The following is a 16,642-nucleotide window of genomic DNA, read 5'->3' on the forward strand; positions in this document are numbered from 1 at the left end:
GGCTTAGCGAGTGGTTACTTCAGTAGCGGAGAAAAAGTAAGCGATTTCGCGAGCAGCAGCGGCTTCGGAGTCCGAACCGTGGACGGCGTTGGCGTCGATGGACTCGGCGAAGTCGGCACGGATGGTGCCGGCAGCAGCTTCTTTAGGGTTGGTGGCGCCCATCAGCTCACGGTTGCGAGCGATGGCGTTTTCGCCTTCCAGCACCTGAACGACAACCGGACCGGAAGTCATGAAGGCAACCAGTTCACCGAAGAAACCGCGCTCGCTGTGCTCGGCGTAGAAACCTTCGGCTTCGGCTTTGGACAGTTGCTTCATTTTCGAAGCTACAACGCGCAGGCCAGCGTCTTCGAAGCGGGTAACGATCTTGCCGATCACGTTTTTAGCAACGGCGTCAGGCTTGATGATGGAGAAAGTACGTTGAACAGCCATGGTGTAACTCCAGAAACGGTAATTTGCGAAAAATTAAACCCGCGAATTATACGCGGGTTCAGGGGTATTGCCTAACCTGCCAGGTCGATCAGTCGATTTCTTCGATCCAGAGCGTCTGGACCGCTTCCAAGACCTTCTCGCCACAACGGCCAGAGGTATTGTCGAAATCGGGTAGTTCCATGATCCAGCGCTGCAAATCGACAAAATTCACAGCCAGCGGATCCACGTCCGGCTTGGCTTCGGCCAGTTCTTCTGCGATGCGTTGAACATCATTCCAACCATAGCTCATGACAGTGTCACCATCAGTGCGGCGCTTCGGCCGCATGGTTAAGCGAATATTTCGGGATTTCGACCACCAGGTCCTCGGTGCCGACCTTGGCCTGACAGGTCAGGCGAGACGTCGGCTCCAGGCCCCAGGCCCGATCAAGATAGTCCTCTTCCAGCTCATCGGCTTCATTCAGCGAGTCGAAACCCTCGCGGATGATGCAATGGCACGTGGTGCAGGCACACACGCCGCCGCAGGCGCTCTCGATCTCGATGTGGTTGTCATGGGCCACTTCAAGCAGGGACTTGCCGGTTTCGGCCTCTACCACCATACCGTCCGGGCAATGCTCGGCGTGTGGCAGAAAAATGATCTGCGGCATCAGTTATTCCTCGATTTCATTCAGGTTGCGCCCCGCCAGGGCGGCTTTCACCGTCGAGTCCAGGCGGCGGGCAGCAAAGGCATCGGTGACTTGCGACAGACGCTTGGTCTGCTGCTCGATGGCATAACCATCGGTGCCTTTGATCAATTCGGACAATTCCCGCATCTGCAGCTCGATGACCATGCGTTCTTCTGCGTCGAGCAAACGCTCGCCGTCGGCTTCAAGGGCACCTTGCACGGCTTCGATCAGGCGCTGGGCGTCGACCTGTTGCTCGCGCAGCACACGCGCCACCTTGTCGTCGCTGGCGTGCTGGAAGGAATCCTTGAGCATCTTGGCGATTTCGCCGTCGGTCAGGCCGTAGGACGGCTTGACCTGGATGCTCGCTTCCACGCCCGAAGCCAGTTCGCGGGCGGAAACGTTGAGCAAACCGTCGGCATCGACCTGGAAGGTCACGCGGATCTTCGCCGCACCGGCCACCATCGGCGGGATGCCGCGCAATTCGAAGCGGGCCAGGGAACGGCAGTCGCTGATCAGTTCACGCTCGCCTTGCAGCACGTGGACCATCATGGCCGACTGGCCGTCTTTATAGGTGGTGAAGTCCTGGGCGCGGGCAACCGGGATGGTGGTGTTGCGTGGAATCACCTTTTCCATCAGGCCGCCCATGGTTTCCAGCCCCAGGGACAACGGAATCACGTCGAGCAACAGCAGTTCGCCGCCGTCGCGCTTGTTGCCGGCCAGGGTATCGGCCTGGATCGCGGCGCCGATGGCGACCACCTGGTCCGGGTCGATTTCAGTCAGCGGCTGGCGGCCAAAGGCCTCGGCAACGGCTTCGCGAACCCGCGGCACGCGGGTCGAACCGCCCACCATGACCACGGCTTTCACATCTTCAAGCTCGACACCGGAATCGCGCACGGCACGGCGGCAGGCCTTGAGGCTGCGGGCGACCATGGGCTCGATCAGGGCATCGAAGGCTTCGCGGGTCAGCGAGGCTTTCCAGTCGCCATAAGCGACTTCAACGGTGGCGGCGTCGGTCAAGGCTTCCTTGGCGGCGCAGGCGGTTTGCAGCAGCTGGCGTTGCGCCCCCGGGTCGAGGTCGGCGGACAAGCCGGCTTGCTCGATGATCCAGCCGGCGATGGCGTGGTCGAAGTCATCGCCGCCCAGGGCACTGTCGCCACCGGTGGCCAGGACTTCGAAAACACCGCCGGTCAGGCGCAGGATCGAAATATCGAATGTGCCGCCGCCCAGGTCGTAGATCGCGACCAGGCCTTCGGCATGCTGGTCCAGGCCATATGCCACGGCAGCGGCAGTCGGCTCGTTGAGCAGGCGCAGCACGTTCAGGCCGGCCAGCTTGGCGGCGTCCTTGGTGGCTTGGCGCTGGGCGTCGTCGAAATAGGCCGGGACGGTGATGACCGCGCCCACCAGTTCACCGCCCAGCGCCGCTTCGGCACGCTGGCGCAGGACCTTGAGGATGTCGGCGGAAACCTCGACCGGGCTTTTCGGGCCCTGCACGGTTTCGATGAACGGCATGTGGGATTCGCCGCCGACGAAGCGGTACGGCAGCTGGTCGCCCAATTGCTTGACGTCGGACAGACCACGACCCATCAAGCGCTTGACCGAGACAATGGTGTTCAGAGGGTCGGCGGCGGCGGCCAGCTTGGCGGACTCGCCCACTTCGACGCGGTCGGCGTGATAACGCACGGCGGACGGCAGGATCACCCGCCCCTGCTCATCGGCCAGCGGCTCGGAAAGACCGCTGCGCAAGGCAGCGACCAGGGAATTGGTGGTACCCAAGTCGATCCCGACAGCCAGGCGACGCTGGTGCGGTTGTGGACTTTGGCCGGGTTCGGCGATCTGCAGTAGGGCCATCGTAATCAGGACTTATCTGTAATCAGGCGTGCGACCGGAGCGGCACTGGGTTAATCGTCGAGGCGCTCTTCTAGCTGGCGCACTTCGTAGGTGAGCTTGTCGAGGAACTGCATGCGCCGCATCAGGCGTTCGGCCTGTTCGCGTTGCGCGGCATCGTTCCAGCAGGCTGCGAAGCTTTCGTTCAGTGTTTGCTGGGCGTCTTTCAAGCGCCGCTTGAATACCGCGACACCGGCCAGGTCGGCGCTGTCCTGCAGGTCCTCGAGCTCTTCGCGCCACTGCATCTGCTGCAAAAGAAACTCGGGATCGTGGACCGTGACCTCCAGCGGCAACTCATGACCGCTGATGGCGAGCAGGTAACGCGCGCGCTTGGCAGGGTTCTTGAGCGTCTGGTAAGCCTCGTTGAGGTTCGCCGACTGCTCGAGCGCCCGCCGCTGCTCCGCCTCGGAGGCATCGGCAAAGCGGTCGGGATGGACGCCACGGGCCAATTCAAGATAACGCGCGGACAACTGCTCGAGATCCAGCTGGAACGCAGGCTGCATCTGGAACAACGCAAAATGACAAGGAGTACCCACAAGCCGCCTCAGATGTTGAAGCTTTCGCCGCAGCCACATTCACCGCGCACGTTGGGGTTGTTGAACTTGAAGCCTTCGTTCAACCCTTCCTTGACGAAATCCAGTTCGGTGCCGTCCAGGTACGTCAGGCTTTTCGGGTCGATGATCACTTTCTGACCATGACTTTCGAATACCTGATCGTCTTCGCCCACTTCGTCGACGAATTCCAGCACATAGGCAAGGCCAGAGCAGCCCGTGGTGCGAACACCCAGGCGGATACCCTCGCCCTTGCCGCGCCCCGCGAGGGAACGCTGCACATGCTTAGCTGCCGCTTCTGTCATCTGGATAGCCATGGAAAACTCCTTACCGTAACGCGGATCAGATCAAGCCTTTCTTCTGCTTGTAATCGCGGACGGCGGCCTTGATGGCGTCTTCGGCGAGTACCGAGCAGTGGATCTTCACTGGCGGCAGGGCCAGTTCTTCGGCCAGCTGGGTGTTCTTGATGGTTTCGGCTTCATCAAGGGTCTTGCCCTTCATCCACTCGGTGGCCAGGGAGCTGGACGCGATGGCCGAACCGCAGCCGTAGGTCTTGAACTTGGCATCTTCGATGATGCCCTGCTCGTTGACCTTGATCTGCAGGCGCATGACGTCGCCGCACGCCGGGGCGCCGACCATGCCGGTGCCGACATCAGGATCCTGCGCGTCCATCTTGCCGACGTTGCGCGGGTTCTCGTAGTGGTCGATGACCTTTTCGCTATATGCCATTTGCTTCAATCCTCATCAGTGAGTCGCTCTGGTGGCGACTTCTTCAGTGCGCCGCCCACTCGATTTTCGAAATGTCGACGCCGTCTTTGTACATGTCCCACAGCGGCGACAGAGCGCGCAGCTTGGTAACGGCCTCGCAGACTTTCTGCGCGGCGTAATCGATTTCTTCTTCGGTGGTGAAGCGGCCGAAGGTAAAGCGAATGGAGCTGTGGGCCAGTTCGTCGTTGCGGCCCAGGGCGCGCAGTACGTACGAAGGCTCCAGGGACGCCGAGGTGCACGCCGAACCGGACGACACGGCCAGATCCTTGAGCGCCATGATCAGCGACTCGCCTTCAACATAGTTGAAGCTCAGGTTCAGGTTGTGCGGTACGCGGGCGGTCAGGCTGCCGTTGACGTAGAGTTCTTCGAGGTGCTCGACCTGCTTGAAGAAGCGGTCGCTCAGGGCCTTGATGCGTACGTTCTCGGCGGCCATGTCTTCCTTGGCGACGCGGAAGGCTTCGCCCATGCCGACGATCTGGTGGGTCGCCAGGGTACCGGAACGCATGCCGCGCTCGTGACCGCCGCCGTGCATGGTCGCTTCGAGGCGAACACGCGGCTTGCGGCTGACGTACAGGGCGCCGATGCCTTTAGGACCATAGGTCTTGTGGGCCGAGAACGACATCAGGTCGACTTTCAGCTTGGACAGGTCGATGTCGACCTTGCCGGTGGACTGGGCCGCGTCGACGTGGAACAGGACACCCTTGGAGCGGGTCAGTTCGCCGATGGCCGCGATGTCGTTGACGGTGCCGATTTCGTTGTTCACGTGCATGATCGAGACCAGGATGGTGTCGTCGCGCAGGGCGGCTTCGACCATGGCCGGGGTGATGATGCCGTCTTCGCCGGGCTCGATGTAGGTGACTTCGAAACCTTCACGCTCCAGTTGGCGCATGGTGTCCAGGACAGCCTTGTGCTCGATCTTGGAGGTGATCAGGTGCTTGCCCTTGGTGTGGTAGAAATGCGCGACACCCTTGATTGCCAGGTTGTCGGATTCGGTGGCACCGGAGGTCCAGACGATTTCACGCGGGTCGGCGTTGACCAGGTCGGCGACCTGGCGACGGGCGTTTTCGACCGACTCTTCGGCCTTCCAGCCAAACACGTGGGAACGGGACGCCGGGTTACCGAAGTTTCCGTCGACCAGCAGGCATTCACTCATTTTTTGCGCAACACGCGGATCAACCGGGGTGGTCGCAGAGTAATCAAGGTAAATCGGCAATTTCATGGACTTTCTCCTAAATCAGGCTGGCTGGCGTTCCGCGTGCTCTGCGGCAGTCATTCGACGGCGGACGCTTCAATCTTGTCCAGGTGCGGCGCCTTGCTGTTGCAACGGCGCTGGTCCTGACGCTGGGCTACTTCTTGCACCTCACGGCGAGTTACAAGGTCAGCCAAGCTGATACCGCTCAGAAATTCGTGAATCTGCAGGCTCAGGTCACACCACAAGTGGTGGGTCAGGCAAGTATCGCCGCCATGGCAGTCGCCAAGGCCCTGGCACTTGGTCGCATCGACCGATTCGTTCACCGCATCGATCACCTGGGCGACCTGGATGCCTTGCATGTCCCGCGACAGCTGGTAGCCGCCGCCGGGGCCGCGAACGCTGGACACCAGGTTGCTGCGGCGCAGCTTGGCGAACAGCTGTTCAAGGTAAGACAGGGAAATGCCCTGGCGCTCGGAGATATCGGCCAGGGACACCGGCCCGTGCTGCGCATGCAATGCCAGATCCAGCATTGCGGTCACGGCGTATCGGCCTTTTGTAGTCAGTCGCATGGACAATTACCACGGAGTTCGGAATGGGGGCGAGTATGCAATTCCCGAGTATTTAAGTCAAGTATAAGACCTAGTGGGTTACTCGGGTTTACCCGCGAAAGAGCGCGCGCATGATAGCAAAGGCTGGTCGGCGGCGACCAGTGATACCGCGTTGTCGTTTATCGCGAGCAAGCTCGCTCCCACATTGGATCACAGGTGCTGATGCGATCCCTGTGGGAGCGAGCTTGCTCGCGATGAGGCCAGCAGGGTTTCAGCTAGCCTGGCTCTCATCCTTGTCCTTCACACACGCAAAGTCTTCCTCGCGCAGTTCAGGCAGGTCCTTGGCACAGTAATTACTGCCCAAGTCCTTCAGGGCCCCGCACATCCCCTCCAGGCGCCCATCGACGGCCTGCAGATGATCGAGCAACTGGTTGATGGCCCGGGCGACCGGGTCGGGCATGTCTTCGCCGACACCATAGGCATCGAAGCCGATCTTCTCGGCCATGGCCTTGCGGCGAGCATCCTGCTCCTCATCGGACTTGACGATGATCCGCCCCGGAATCCCCACCACAGTCGCACCCGGCGGCACGGCCTTGGTCACCACGGCATTGGAGCCGACTTTCGCCCCCGCCCCCACCGTAAACGGCCCGAGCACCTTGGCGCCGGCACCGACCACCACGCCGTCTTCCAGGGTTGGGTGACGCTTGCCTTTGTTCCAGCTGGTGCCGCCGAGGGTCACGCCCTGGTACAGGGTTACGTCGTCGCCGATCTCGGCGGTTTCACCGATGACGATGCCCATGCCGTGGTCGATGAAGAACCGACGGCCGACCTTGGCGCCCGGGTGGATCTCGATCCCGGTCAGCCAGCGGCCGAAGTTCGAGACCAGCCGCGCCAGCCACTTCCAGCCCATGTTCCACAAGGCGCCGGACAGGCGATGGATCCAGATGGCGTGCATGCCCGGGTAGCAGGTCAGTACTTCAAAGGCATTGCGCGCCGCCGGGTCACGATGGAAAACACTTTGGATATCTTCACGCAAACGTTCGAACATTTTATTTCTTCCGCTTAATCAGCTCGCCACGGGCCGCTTTCTGGGTTTCCGTGAGGATGCCGCGCAATATATTCATCTCCGCCCGGCTGACCGAGCTTCGTCCGTACAACCGACGCAGGCGCGCCATCAAGTGCCGCGGCTTTTCCGGGTCGAGGAACTCGATGTCCACCAGGGTCTGCTCCAGGTGCTCATAGAATCGTTCCAACTCGTCCATGGTCGCCAGTGTCTCACTGCGCGGCGACGTGACCTCGGTTTTTTCGACTTTGCTGGGCTTGCCTTCGGCTGCCAGCCAAGCCATGCGCACTTCATAACTCAACACCTGCACCGCCGCCCCCAGGTTCAAGGAACTGAACTCGGGGTCGGAAGGGATATGCACGTGAAAGTGACATCGCTGCAGCTCGTCGTTGGTCAGGCCGGAGTCTTCACGGCCGAACACCAGCGCGATTTCAAAGCCTTGCGCGGCCTCCTCGACCACTTTGGTGCCGCATTCCCGGGGGTCGAGCAGCGGCCAGGGGATACGCCGGTCGCGGGCGCTGGTACCGAGCACCAGGTTGCAACCCACCAAGGCATCTTCGAGGGTGGCGACGACTTGCGCGTTGGCCAGGATGTCACCGGCACCGGAGGCCCGGGCGTCGGCTTCGTGATGGGGAAACAAGCGCGGCTCGACCAGCACCAGGCGCGACAGGCCCATGTTCTTCATGGCCCGCGCAGCTCCGCCGATGTTACCCGGATGGCTGGTATTGACCAGGACGACACGAATGTTCTGCAACAAGGGAGGCGCTCTCGAACACGATAAAGGGAGCAAATCTTACAGAAGCACCTACCGTTAAGCTATGAAAGCGAACACCAACCTTCTCCTGAGAAAACTTTCTGATAGAATGCGCGGCTTTCTTTAACAACCTTAGGTGACACATCCATGCAGCCCATGCTGAATATCGCGCTGCGCGCCGCCCGCAGCGCCAGTGAACTGATCTTCCGCTCCATCGAGCGCCTGGATACCATCAAGGTCGATGAAAAAGACGCCAAGGACTACGTGTCCGAGGTCGATCGCGCCGCCGAACAGAAGATCGTCGACGCCCTGCGCAAGGCTTACCCGAACCACTCCATCCTCGGTGAAGAGACCGGCATGCACGCCGGTACTGGCATCGAAGGCGAAGAGTACCTGTGGATCATCGATCCGCTGGACGGCACCACCAACTTCTTGCGCGGCATTCCTCATTTCGCTGTCAGCATCGCCTGCAAATACCGTGGCCGCCTGGAACACGCTGTCGTGCTGGATCCGGTTCGCCAGGAAGAATTCACCGCCAGCCGTGGCCGTGGCGCCCAACTGAACGGTCGTCGCCTGCGCGTCAGCGGTCGCACCAGCCTGGACGGCGCCCTGCTGGGTACCGGCTTCCCGTTCCGTGATGACCAGATGGACAACCTGGACAACTACCTGGGCATGTTCCGCGCCCTGGTCGGCCAGACCGCCGGCATCCGTCGCGCCGGTGCTGCGAGCCTGGACCTGGCTTATGTGGCGGCTGGTCGTTTCGATGCGTTCTGGGAGTCGGGCCTGTCCGAGTGGGACATGGCAGCGGGCGCCCTGCTGATCCAGGAAGCCGGTGGCTTGGTGAGCGACTTCACCGGCGGTCACGATTTCCTTGAAAAAGGCCACATCGTTGCCGGCAACACCAAATGCTTCAAGGCTGTGCTGACGGCTATCCAGCCGCATCTGCCGGCTTCGCTGAAACGCTAAGCTTCGGTTAAAAAAAGCACCTTTCGGGGTGCTTTTTTTATGCCTGCTAGAATTTGCCCTCATGCAAGCAAGCACCTCGCCACAATGAATGTCACCCTGAACATGGATGCAGGCTGATCCACCGCTATCGCGAGCGAGCTCGCTCCCACAGAGTGGACTGCCCCACACCAATCTGACTTTTGGGGTCAGTCCAGGGGAAATTGGGATTGGCACAGGTTTATATCCACTGGAGATCCACTGTGGGAGCGAGCTTGCTCGCGATGGCGGCGGTACATTCACCAACCATGCAAGCCGATCCACCGCCATCGCGAGCGAGCTCGCTCCCACAGAGTGGACTGCCCCCACACCAATCTGACTTTTGGGGTCAGTCCAGGGGAAATTGGGATTGGCACAGGTTTATATCCACTGGAGATCCACTGTGGGAGCGAGCTTGCTCGCGATGGCGGCGGTACATTCACCAACCATGCAAGCCGATCCACCGCTATCGCGAGCGAGCTCGCTCCCACAAGGGGTTGGTGGTGAGTCATGGAATCATGGGGCACAAAAAAAGCACCCCGAAGGGTGCTTCCTTTTGAATGCTCAGGTCACTGAGCCGGTGCGTTCTGGCCGAGGATGAGTTGGCCTTCCTTGCTCACCGGGATCTGGTTGCCCGGGTCGCGGTCCATACGGACTTTGCCTTCTTTGCCGTCGAGCATGTAGCGAACGTCGTAGCCTACAACCTTGTCGCTGATGTCATTGACCGTGTTGCAGCGAGTCTGGGTGGTGGTGTAGGTGTCGCGTTCCTGCATGCCTTCCTGAATCTTGTTACCGGCATAACCACCACCGGCCGCACCGGCCACGGTGGCGATTTTCTTGCCGGTGCCGCCGCCGACCTGGTTACCCAACAGGCCACCGGCCAGGGCGCCGATCACGGTGCCGGCGATCTGGTGTTGGTCCTGGACCGGCTTCTGCCGGGTCACGGTGACGTCCTTGCACACTTCGCGCGGGGTCTTGATTTGGGTCTTGACCGGTTCCACGGCCAGTACTTGCGCATACTCAGGGCCACTCTTTACCAAGCTGTAGGTCGCGACCGCACCACCGGCAGTCACACCGACAGCACCCAATACCGCACCAACCAGCATCGATTTGTTCACTTGAACCTCCAGGCCATCACAAGCGGATTAATCCGCGCTTCTCCCAGCCTTGGAGCACAAAAAAAGGCGCGAGTTCAACTCGCGCCTTTTCAGCGGTGACGGGCGGGGCGACGAGCCTTATGGGCGGTCGTCCACTTCCGTTTCGGTGGCCGCTGGAGGAATCAGGTCCTCGGTGCTCAGGTTCAGCCAGATCAGCACCACGTTGGCGATGTAGATCGACGAGTAGGTACCCGCCAGCACGCCGATGAACAGCGCGATGGAGAAACCGAACAGGTTGTCGCCACCAAAGAACAACAGCGCGGCGATCGCCAGCAAGGTGGAGATCGACGTCGCCATGGTCCGCAGCAGCGTCTGGGTGGTCGAGATGTTGATGTTCTCGATCAGGGACGCCTTGCGCAGCACGCGGAAGTTCTCACGCACCCGGTCGAACACCACGATGGTGTCGTTGAGCGAGTAACCGATGATCGCCAGCACCGCCGCCAGCACCGTCAGGTCGAAGGTGATCTGGAAGAACGACAGGATGCCCACGGTCACGATCACGTCGTGGATCAGCGAGACAATCGCGCCCACCGCGAACTTCCACTGAAAGCGGAAGGCCAGGTAGATCAGGATGCCGCCCAGCGCCATCAGCATGCCGAGGCCGCCCTGGTCGCGCAGCTCTTCACCCACCTGCGGGCCGACGAACTCGACGCGCTTGACCTGGGCCGGGTTGTCGCCGCCAGCCTTCTGCAAGGCCTCGGCCACCTGGTGGCCCAGCTGCGGGTCTTCACCCGGCATGCGCACCAGCAGGTCCGTGGTGGCACCGAAGCTCTGCACGATGGCATCGCTGTAGCCCGACGTCGCCAGTTGCTGACGCACCTTGGTGACGTCGGCCGGACGCTCGTAGGTCAGCTCGATGAGCGTACCGCCGGTGAAGTCCAGGCCGTAGTTCAGACCCTTGTGGAACCAGCTGAACAACGCCAGTACGGTAAGGAACAATGTGACGCCGAACGCAACGTTGCGAACGCCCATGAAGTTGATTGTACGTAACATGGCAGCCCCTTAAATCCACAACTTCTTGAAGTCACGACCGCCAAAGATCAGGTTGACCATTGCGCGGGTCACCATGATGGCTGTGAACATCGAGGTAAAGATCCCGAGGGACATGGTCACTGCGAAGCCCTTGACCGGGCCGGTGCCCATGGCGAAGAGAATCCCGCCCACCAGCAACGTGGTCAGGTTGGCGTCGAGGATCGCGGTGAATGCCCGGCCGAAGCCTTCGTTGATCGCCCGCTGGATCGTCATGCCCGCGGCGATCTCTTCACGTATCCGCGAGAAGATCAGCACGTTGGCATCCACCGCCATGCCCATGGTCAACACGATACCGGCGATACCCGGCAGGGTCAGCGTAGCACCCAGCAGCGACATCAGGGCCAGCAGCATCACCATGTTCACCGCCAGCGCGACGGTGGCGATGATGCCGAAGAAGCGGTAGATGGCGATGATGAACAGCGAGACGAACAGCATGCCCCACAGCGATGCATCGATACCCTTGGTGATGTTGTCGGCACCCAGGCTCGGGCCGATGGTGCGTTCTTCAGCGAAGTACATCGGCGCGGCCAGGCCACCGGCACGCAGCAGCAGGGCCAGTTCCGAGGATTCACCCTGGCCGTTGAGGCCGGTGATGCGGAACTGGCTGCCCAGTGGCGACTGGATGGTCGCCAGGCTGATGATCTTCTTCTCTTCCTTGAAGGTCTGCACCGCGACGTCTTTCTCGACACCGTCGACCACTTGCCTGGTGTAGGTGGTGGTCGGCTTCTGCTCGATGAAGATCACCGCCATGCTGCGACCGACGTTGCTGCGCGTAGCGCGGCTCATCAGTTCGCCACCGTGACCGTCCAGGCGAATGTTCACCTGTGGGCGACCCTGCTCGTCGAAGCCCGCCTGGGCGTCGGTCACCTGGTCACCGGTGATGATCAGGCCACGCTCGATCTGCGCCGCCGGACGATTGCCCTCACGGAACTCGAAGCTCTCGGAAGTGGCCTTGGAAGCACCCGGCTCAGCGGCTAGGCGGAATTCCAGGTTGGCGGTCTTGCCGAGGATACGCTTGGCTTCGGCGGTGTCCTGCACACCTGGCAGCTCAACCACGATGCGGTTGGCACCCTGGCGCTGCACGATCGGCTCGGCCACACCCAGTTCGTTGACGCGGTTACGCACCGTGGTCAAGTTCTGCTTGATGGAGTATTCGCGGATTTCCGCCAGCTTGGCCGGGGTCATCGCCAGACGCAGCACCGCCTGACCATTGAGGTCGGCCGGCACAATGTCGAAATCGTTGAAGTTCTTGCGGATCAGCGCACGGGCCTGCTCGCGGGTATCGGTGTCGCTGAAGCCCAGCTGAATGGCGCCGTCGAGCTGCGGCAGGCTGCGATAGCGCAGGCGCTCTTTACGCAGCAAGCTCTTGACGTCGCCTTCGTAGACTTTCATCCGCGCGTCGAGGGCTTTTTCCATGTCCACTTCCAGCAGGAAGTGCACACCGCCGGACAAGTCCAGGCCCAGCTTCATCGGGTGCGCGCCGAGCTTGCGCAGCCATTGCGGGGTGGTCTGGGCCAGGTTCAAGGCTACGACGTAATCGTCGCCCATGGCCTTGCGCACCACGTCCTTGGCTGGCAGTTGGTCTTCAGCCTTGACCAGGCGCAACAGGCCGCCCTTGCCGTGTTCGGCCACGGACGATGCCTTGACGTCGATCCCGGCCGCCTTGAGCGCTGCGCTCGCACGGTCCAGATCGGCCTGGGTGACCTGCAGCGCAGTGCTTGCGCCACTGACCTGAATGGCCGGGTCATCCGGGTATAGATTGGGAGCGGAATAAATCAGACCGACCGCTAGCACCGCCAGGATCAGTACATATTTCCACAGAGGGTATTTGTTCAGCATCACGCCGCCCGCTTATGACGCGGGGCGCCTTGCGCGCCCCGTCGATTGAAGAGATGTTTGAAACCTTAGATCGCTTTCAGCGTGCCTTTTGGCAACGTGGCCGCGATAGCGCCCTTCTGGAACTTCATTTCAACAGTGTCGGACACTTCCAGTACCACGAAGTCATCGGCCACTTTAGTGATCTTGCCAGCGATACCGCCGGTGGTGACCACTTCATCGCCCTTCTGCAAGCTGCTCAGCAGGTTCTTCTGCTCTTTGGCGCGCTTGGCCTGTGGACGCCAGATCATCAGGTAGAAGATGACCAGGAAGCCGACCAGGAAAATCCACTCGAAACCGCCGCCCATAGGGCCGGCAGCAGCAGGTGCAGCCGCGTCAGCCATGGCATTAGAGATAAAAAAGCTCATTTAGCACTCCAGTTGCAAGTATTGAATCTAGGGATCGGAAAACTCAGTCCAAAGGCGGTACAGGCAACCCGCGCTTGGCATAGAAGGCCTCGACAAAGGCGGCCAATGTACCCTGTTGGATAGCCTCGCGCAAACCAGCCATAAGCACCTGATAATGGCGCAAATTGTGGATGGTATTGAGCATACTGCCGAGCATTTCGCCGCACTTGTCCAAATGATGCAGATAAGCGCGGGAGAAGTTCTGGCAGGTGTAGCAATCGCACGTCGGATCCAGCGGCGAATCATCATGGCGATGGAACGCGTTACGGATCTTCAGCACACCGGTGTCGATGAACAGATGCCCATTGCGGGCATTACGGGTTGGCATCACGCAATCGAACATGTCCACCCCGCGGCGCACACCCTCAACCAGATCTTCCGGTTTGCCAACGCCCATAAGGTAACGAGGTTTGTCAGCGGGCATTTCGCCTGGCAGGTAATCCAGCACCTTGATCATCTCGTGCTTGGGCTCACCCACCGACAGGCCGCCAATCGCCAGGCCGTCGAAGCCGATCTTGTCCAGGCCTTCGAGGGAGCGCATGCGCAGGTCGCGGTGCATGCCACCCTGGACGATGCCGAACAACGCCGCGGTGTTTTCGCCATGGGCATTCTTCGAACGCTGGGCCCAGCGCAACGACAGCTCCATGGACACCCGCGCCACGTCTTCATCGGCCGGGTACGGCGTGCATTCGTCGAAGATCATCACGATGTCCGAGCCCAGGTCGCGCTGCACCTGCATCGACTCTTCCGGGCCCATGAACACCTTGGAACCGTCCACAGGAGAGGCGAAGGTCACGCCCTCCTCCTTGATCTTGCGCATCGCGCCGAGGCTGAACACCTGGAAACCGCCGGAGTCGGTCAGGATCGGGCCTTTCCACTGCATGAAATCGTGCAGGTCGCCGTGGGCCTTGATCACTTCCATGCCCGGGCGCAGCCACAGGTGGAAGGTGTTGCCCAGGATGATCTCCGCGCCAATCGCCTCGATGTCCCGTGGCAGCATGCCCTTGACCGTGCCGTAGGTGCCCACCGGCATGAACGCCGGGGTTTCCACGGTACCGCGGGGGAAGGTCAGACGACCGCGACGAGCCTTGCCATCGGTGGCGAGCAACTCGAAGGACATGCGACAGGTGCGACTCATACTGTTTCCTCGGGTCCGCGTGGCGCGGGGTTACGGGTGATGAACATCGCATCACCGTAGCTGAAAAAGCGGTATCCATGTTCGACGGCGGCCTTGTAGGCGGCCATGGCTTCGGGATAACCGGCGAACGCCGAAACCAGCATCAACAGCGTGGATTCGGGCAAATGAAAGTTGGTGACCAGGGCATCGACCACATGGAACGGTCGGCCCGGGTAGATGAAGATATCGGTGTCGCCACTGAACGGCTTGAGCACGCCATCGCGGGCAGCGCTTTCCAGGGACCGCACGCTGGTGGTCCCCACCGCCACCACCCGCCCACCGCGAGCGCGACAGGCCGCCACGGCATCGACCACGTCCTGGCTCACTTCGAGCCATTCGTTGTGCATGTGGTGGTCTTCGATACGCTCGACCCGCACCGGCTGGAACGTGCCAGCGCCAACGTGCAACGTCACGAACGCGGTCTCCACGCCCTTGGCGGCAATCGCCTCCAGCAACGGCTGATCGAAATGCAACCCCGCCGTCGGCGCCGCCACCGCCCCCAGACGCTCGGCGTACACGGTCTGATAACGCTCGCGGTCCGAACCTTCGTCCGGGCGATCTATATAAGGAGGCAACGGCATGTGCCCGACACGGTCGAGCAGCGGCAACACCTCTTCGGCAAATTCCAGCTCGAACAACGCATCATGCCGCGCCACCATCACCGCCTCGCCACCGCCGTCGATGAGAATCGACGAACCCGGCTTGGGCGACTTGCTGGAGCGCACATGGGCCAGCACACGATGACTGTCCAGCACCCGCTCCACCAGAATCTCCAGCTTGCCGCCGGAGGCCTTCTGGCCAAACAACCGCGCCGCAATTACACGGGTATTGTTGAACACCATCAAATCGCCCGGGCGCAAATGCTCAAGCAAATCAGTGAATTGACGGTGAGCCATGGCACCGCTGACCCCGTCCAGGGTCAACAGTCGACTGGCGCGACGCTCGGCCAGAGGGTGGCGAGCAATCAGCGAATCCGGGAGTTCGAAGGTAAAGTCAGCAACACGCATGATGGGGTTCGTCTAGCAGGGCCGGAAAGTCTAGCGGAATTATCAAAAATTCACCATGAAACGTGATTGACCAACGGTAGGCACCTCTCTATACTTCGCCGCCATTGAGCCCTGATGGCGGAATTGGTAGACGCGGCGGATTCAAAATCCGTTTTCGAAAGGAGTGGGAGTTCGAGTCTCCCTCGGGGCACCATCTTAAAAAAAGACCTTGAAATTCAAGGTCTTTTTTTTTCGTCTGCAGGAAAGTCACCCGATCCATTTGTGGCGAGGGGATTTATCCCCGCTGGGTCGCGAAGCGGCCCCAACGACCAAACCTTTGGCAAGGAAGAATCTGTGGCCAGTAGGAACCCGTGGCGAGGGAGCTTGCTCCCGCTTGAGCGCAAAGCGCTCACAAAAAAGTCACAGCCCCCACCGATGCTCCGCCCTGCGACGCCCAGTTGATCCACCGCCCCTCCTCACCCGCTGACAAAGGATTTCACCCCATGGAATTGCTGCTGGAAACGGTCGCTCTTTACTCGCTGAAGCTGGCTTATGAGACGGAGGGCATAGTCCTATCCTGCGGGATGATCCGTTGATGGGGGGTTGTGATCGGGAGGTTTTTGGGTTGCTGGTGCGGCGCGAAGATGTAACTGGGATTCAAAGTGAGATAGGTCGGTGCTTGGATCTGGCGCTGGCGGCGGTGGGTGGGGCGGACACAGTGCTGGGTTGTGAGCTGCATCGTTTGGCAAAGAATTTTGGTGCTGCACAGACGATGGAAGGGCTTTATGCTCCAGCTATCATTCTGAGGGATTATCTGCGGGATGTTCTTTGATCAGGACATGACACATTTATTTACGCTGGCTGACCCGACAGGAGGAAATCATGATCGACTTTAAAAAGGCTGAAGCAGCTGCCCGTAATGGCTTCAATGATTTTGTACAGGGAGCAAGTAACATAGTTCTGGAGGAGATTGTCATTTCAGATGACAACTCGCGGTATGAGGTGACCTTTAGCTACGATGTCGACCGTACCCCTTCATCGATCTCAGAAACGCGCACTAGATCGCCGCTTTATGAATTGGCCACTGTTCTGGGCAAACGAAAAGAGTACAAGACTTTTTTGGTTTCATCTGAAGATGGAGCGCTCAAGGGCTTTAAGCGTTACAAAGGCCAATAA

19 protein-coding genes, 1 tRNA gene and 1 pseudogene are annotated in these 16,642 nt (G+C 60.5%); 4 read left to right on the forward strand and 17 right to left on the reverse strand.

Annotated elements, in window-relative coordinates:
* Window positions 1-3: 3 nt before the first annotated feature.
* The 11 genes from ndk to trmJ all read right to left on the reverse strand — a co-directional run bounded on the left by ndk (window position 4) and on the right by trmJ (window position 7,854).
* Window positions 4-429 carry a nucleoside-diphosphate kinase gene (gene ndk, locus BLU85_RS08280; protein ID WP_042727994.1) on the reverse strand — a complete coding sequence of 142 codons (426 nt, stop codon included), beginning with the start codon at window positions 427-429 and terminating at the stop codon, window positions 4-6.
* Window positions 430-517: 88 nt separating this feature from the next.
* On the reverse strand, window positions 518-718 hold the full coding sequence (gene iscX / locus BLU85_RS08285) for a Fe-S cluster assembly protein IscX (RefSeq protein ID WP_060739091.1): 201 nt from the start codon (window positions 716-718) through the stop codon (window positions 518-520).
* A gap of 13 nt (window positions 719-731) precedes the next feature.
* Complete coding sequence (gene fdx / locus BLU85_RS08290) at window positions 732-1,073, reverse strand: ISC system 2Fe-2S type ferredoxin (RefSeq protein WP_042727996.1); 342 nt, start codon at window positions 1,071-1,073, stop codon at window positions 732-734.
* A 3-nt stretch (window positions 1,074-1,076) separates the two neighbouring features.
* On the reverse strand, window positions 1,077-2,939 hold the full coding sequence (gene hscA / locus BLU85_RS08295) for a Fe-S protein assembly chaperone HscA (RefSeq protein ID WP_092202364.1): 1,863 nt from the start codon (window positions 2,937-2,939) through the stop codon (window positions 1,077-1,079).
* Between the two features lie 50 nt (window positions 2,940-2,989).
* Window positions 2,990-3,511: a co-chaperone HscB gene (gene hscB / locus BLU85_RS08300; RefSeq protein WP_092202366.1), complete on the reverse strand. Its 522-nt coding sequence runs from the start codon at window positions 3,509-3,511 to the stop codon at window positions 2,990-2,992.
* 8 nt (window positions 3,512-3,519) lie between these two features.
* Window positions 3,520-3,843 carry an iron-sulfur cluster assembly protein IscA gene (gene iscA / locus BLU85_RS08305; protein ID WP_030139597.1) on the reverse strand — a complete coding sequence of 108 codons (324 nt, stop codon included), beginning with the start codon at window positions 3,841-3,843 and terminating at the stop codon, window positions 3,520-3,522.
* A gap of 25 nt (window positions 3,844-3,868) precedes the next feature.
* Window positions 3,869-4,255: a Fe-S cluster assembly scaffold IscU gene (gene iscU, locus BLU85_RS08310; RefSeq protein WP_003185157.1), complete on the reverse strand. Its 387-nt coding sequence runs from the start codon at window positions 4,253-4,255 to the stop codon at window positions 3,869-3,871.
* Between the two features lie 43 nt (window positions 4,256-4,298).
* On the reverse strand, window positions 4,299-5,513 hold the full coding sequence (locus tag BLU85_RS08315; RefSeq protein WP_072408082.1) for an IscS subfamily cysteine desulfurase: 1,215 nt from the start codon (window positions 5,511-5,513) through the stop codon (window positions 4,299-4,301).
* Window positions 5,514-5,563: 50 nt separating this feature from the next.
* On the reverse strand, window positions 5,564-6,055 hold the full coding sequence (gene iscR, locus BLU85_RS08320; RefSeq protein ID WP_003185160.1) for a Fe-S cluster assembly transcriptional regulator IscR: 492 nt from the start codon (window positions 6,053-6,055) through the stop codon (window positions 5,564-5,566).
* 250 nt (window positions 6,056-6,305) lie between these two features.
* Window positions 6,306-7,082, reverse strand: a complete 777-nt coding sequence (gene cysE / locus BLU85_RS08325) for a serine O-acetyltransferase (protein WP_092165673.1) — start codon at window positions 7,080-7,082, stop codon at window positions 6,306-6,308.
* Window position 7,083: 1 nt separating this feature from the next.
* Window positions 7,084-7,854, reverse strand: a complete 771-nt coding sequence (gene trmJ, locus BLU85_RS08330; protein WP_038856918.1) for a tRNA (cytosine(32)/uridine(32)-2'-O)-methyltransferase TrmJ — start codon at window positions 7,852-7,854, stop codon at window positions 7,084-7,086.
* Between the two features lie 144 nt (window positions 7,855-7,998).
* Between trmJ and suhB the strand changes: the two genes are divergently transcribed.
* On the forward strand, window positions 7,999-8,817 hold the full coding sequence (gene suhB, locus BLU85_RS08335) for a type III secretion system regulator SuhB (RefSeq protein WP_003185165.1): 819 nt from the start codon (window positions 7,999-8,001) through the stop codon (window positions 8,815-8,817).
* A 584-nt stretch (window positions 8,818-9,401) separates the two neighbouring features.
* On the opposite strand, the gene BLU85_RS08340 is transcribed toward suhB, so the two are convergent.
* From BLU85_RS08340 to queA, 6 genes are all read right to left on the reverse strand, one after another.
* Entirely contained in the window at window positions 9,402-9,950 is a 549-nt protein-coding gene (locus BLU85_RS08340) for a glycine zipper 2TM domain-containing protein (RefSeq protein WP_092205408.1), read from the reverse strand.
* Between the two features lie 117 nt (window positions 9,951-10,067).
* The gene (secF, locus tag BLU85_RS08345; RefSeq protein WP_092205409.1) at window positions 10,068-10,982 is read right to left on the reverse strand and encodes a protein translocase subunit SecF; all 915 of its coding nucleotides are present in this window, start codon (window positions 10,980-10,982) and stop codon (window positions 10,068-10,070) included.
* 9 nt (window positions 10,983-10,991) lie between these two features.
* Window positions 10,992-12,860, reverse strand: coding sequence for a protein translocase subunit SecD (gene secD, locus BLU85_RS08350; protein ID WP_092205410.1), 1,869 nt, complete (start codon window positions 12,858-12,860; stop codon window positions 10,992-10,994).
* A 65-nt stretch (window positions 12,861-12,925) separates the two neighbouring features.
* The gene (gene yajC / locus BLU85_RS08355; protein ID WP_007916913.1) at window positions 12,926-13,264 is read right to left on the reverse strand and encodes a preprotein translocase subunit YajC; all 339 of its coding nucleotides are present in this window, start codon (window positions 13,262-13,264) and stop codon (window positions 12,926-12,928) included.
* 43 nt (window positions 13,265-13,307) lie between these two features.
* Window positions 13,308-14,423 (reverse strand): tRNA guanosine(34) transglycosylase Tgt, encoded by a 1,116-nt coding sequence (gene tgt / locus BLU85_RS08360; protein ID WP_161951757.1) that lies wholly within the window; start codon window positions 14,421-14,423, stop codon window positions 13,308-13,310.
* A gap of 14 nt (window positions 14,424-14,437) precedes the next feature.
* On the reverse strand, window positions 14,438-15,487 hold the full coding sequence (gene queA / locus BLU85_RS08365) for a tRNA preQ1(34) S-adenosylmethionine ribosyltransferase-isomerase QueA (protein WP_092205411.1): 1,050 nt from the start codon (window positions 15,485-15,487) through the stop codon (window positions 14,438-14,440).
* 108 nt (window positions 15,488-15,595) lie between these two features.
* Between queA and BLU85_RS08370 the strand changes: the two genes are divergently transcribed.
* The 3 genes and pseudogenes from BLU85_RS08370 (at window position 15,596) to BLU85_RS08380 (ending at window position 16,642) form a co-directional block, all read left to right on the forward strand.
* Window positions 15,596-15,680: transfer RNA gene (locus BLU85_RS08370), tRNA-Leu, on the forward strand.
* A 289-nt stretch (window positions 15,681-15,969) separates the two neighbouring features.
* Window positions 15,970-16,298 (forward strand): annotated as a pseudogene (locus BLU85_RS08375) (hypothetical protein).
* 50 nt (window positions 16,299-16,348) lie between these two features.
* Complete coding sequence (locus BLU85_RS08380) at window positions 16,349-16,642, forward strand: hypothetical protein (protein WP_092205412.1); 294 nt, start codon at window positions 16,349-16,351, stop codon at window positions 16,640-16,642.

The organism is Pseudomonas sp. NFACC14 (genome assembly GCF_900106885.1).
Taxonomy (GTDB): Bacteria; Pseudomonadota; Gammaproteobacteria; order Pseudomonadales; family Pseudomonadaceae; genus Aquipseudomonas; species Aquipseudomonas fluorescens_AA.

Coding starts and splice junctions, on each gene's coding strand:
- iscU (WP_003185157.1), bottom strand. CDS start 4,255: ATGGCATATAGCGAAAAGGTCATCGACCACTACGAGAACCCGCGCAAC.
- tgt (WP_161951757.1), bottom strand. CDS start 14,423: ATGTCCTTCGAGTTGCTCGCCACCGATGGCAAGGCTCGTCGCGGTCGT.
- BLU85_RS08315 (WP_072408082.1), bottom strand. CDS start 5,513: ATGAAATTGCCGATTTACCTTGATTACTCTGCGACCACCCCGGTTGAT.
- secF (WP_092205409.1), bottom strand. CDS start 10,982: ATGTTACGTACAATCAACTTCATGGGCGTTCGCAACGTTGCGTTCGGC.
- iscX (WP_060739091.1), bottom strand. CDS start 718: ATGAGCTATGGTTGGAATGATGTTCAACGCATCGCAGAAGAACTGGCC.
- suhB (WP_003185165.1), top strand. CDS start 7,999: ATGCAGCCCATGCTGAATATCGCGCTGCGCGCCGCCCGCAGCGCCAGT.
- yajC (WP_007916913.1), bottom strand. CDS start 13,264: ATGAGCTTTTTTATCTCTAATGCCATGGCTGACGCGGCTGCACCTGCT.
- cysE (WP_092165673.1), bottom strand. CDS start 7,082: ATGTTCGAACGTTTGCGTGAAGATATCCAAAGTGTTTTCCATCGTGAC.
- hscA (WP_092202364.1), bottom strand. CDS start 2,939: ATGGCCCTACTGCAGATCGCCGAACCCGGCCAAAGTCCACAACCGCAC.
- ndk (WP_042727994.1), bottom strand. CDS start 429: ATGGCTGTTCAACGTACTTTCTCCATCATCAAGCCTGACGCCGTTGCT.
- secD (WP_092205410.1), bottom strand. CDS start 12,860: ATGCTGAACAAATACCCTCTGTGGAAATATGTACTGATCCTGGCGGTG.
- iscR (WP_003185160.1), bottom strand. CDS start 6,055: ATGCGACTGACTACAAAAGGCCGATACGCCGTGACCGCAATGCTGGAT.
- BLU85_RS08380 (WP_092205412.1), top strand. CDS start 16,349: ATGATCGACTTTAAAAAGGCTGAAGCAGCTGCCCGTAATGGCTTCAAT.
- iscA (WP_030139597.1), bottom strand. CDS start 3,843: ATGGCTATCCAGATGACAGAAGCGGCAGCTAAGCATGTGCAGCGTTCC.
- fdx (WP_042727996.1), bottom strand. CDS start 1,073: ATGCCGCAGATCATTTTTCTGCCACACGCCGAGCATTGCCCGGACGGT.
- queA (WP_092205411.1), bottom strand. CDS start 15,487: ATGCGTGTTGCTGACTTTACCTTCGAACTCCCGGATTCGCTGATTGCT.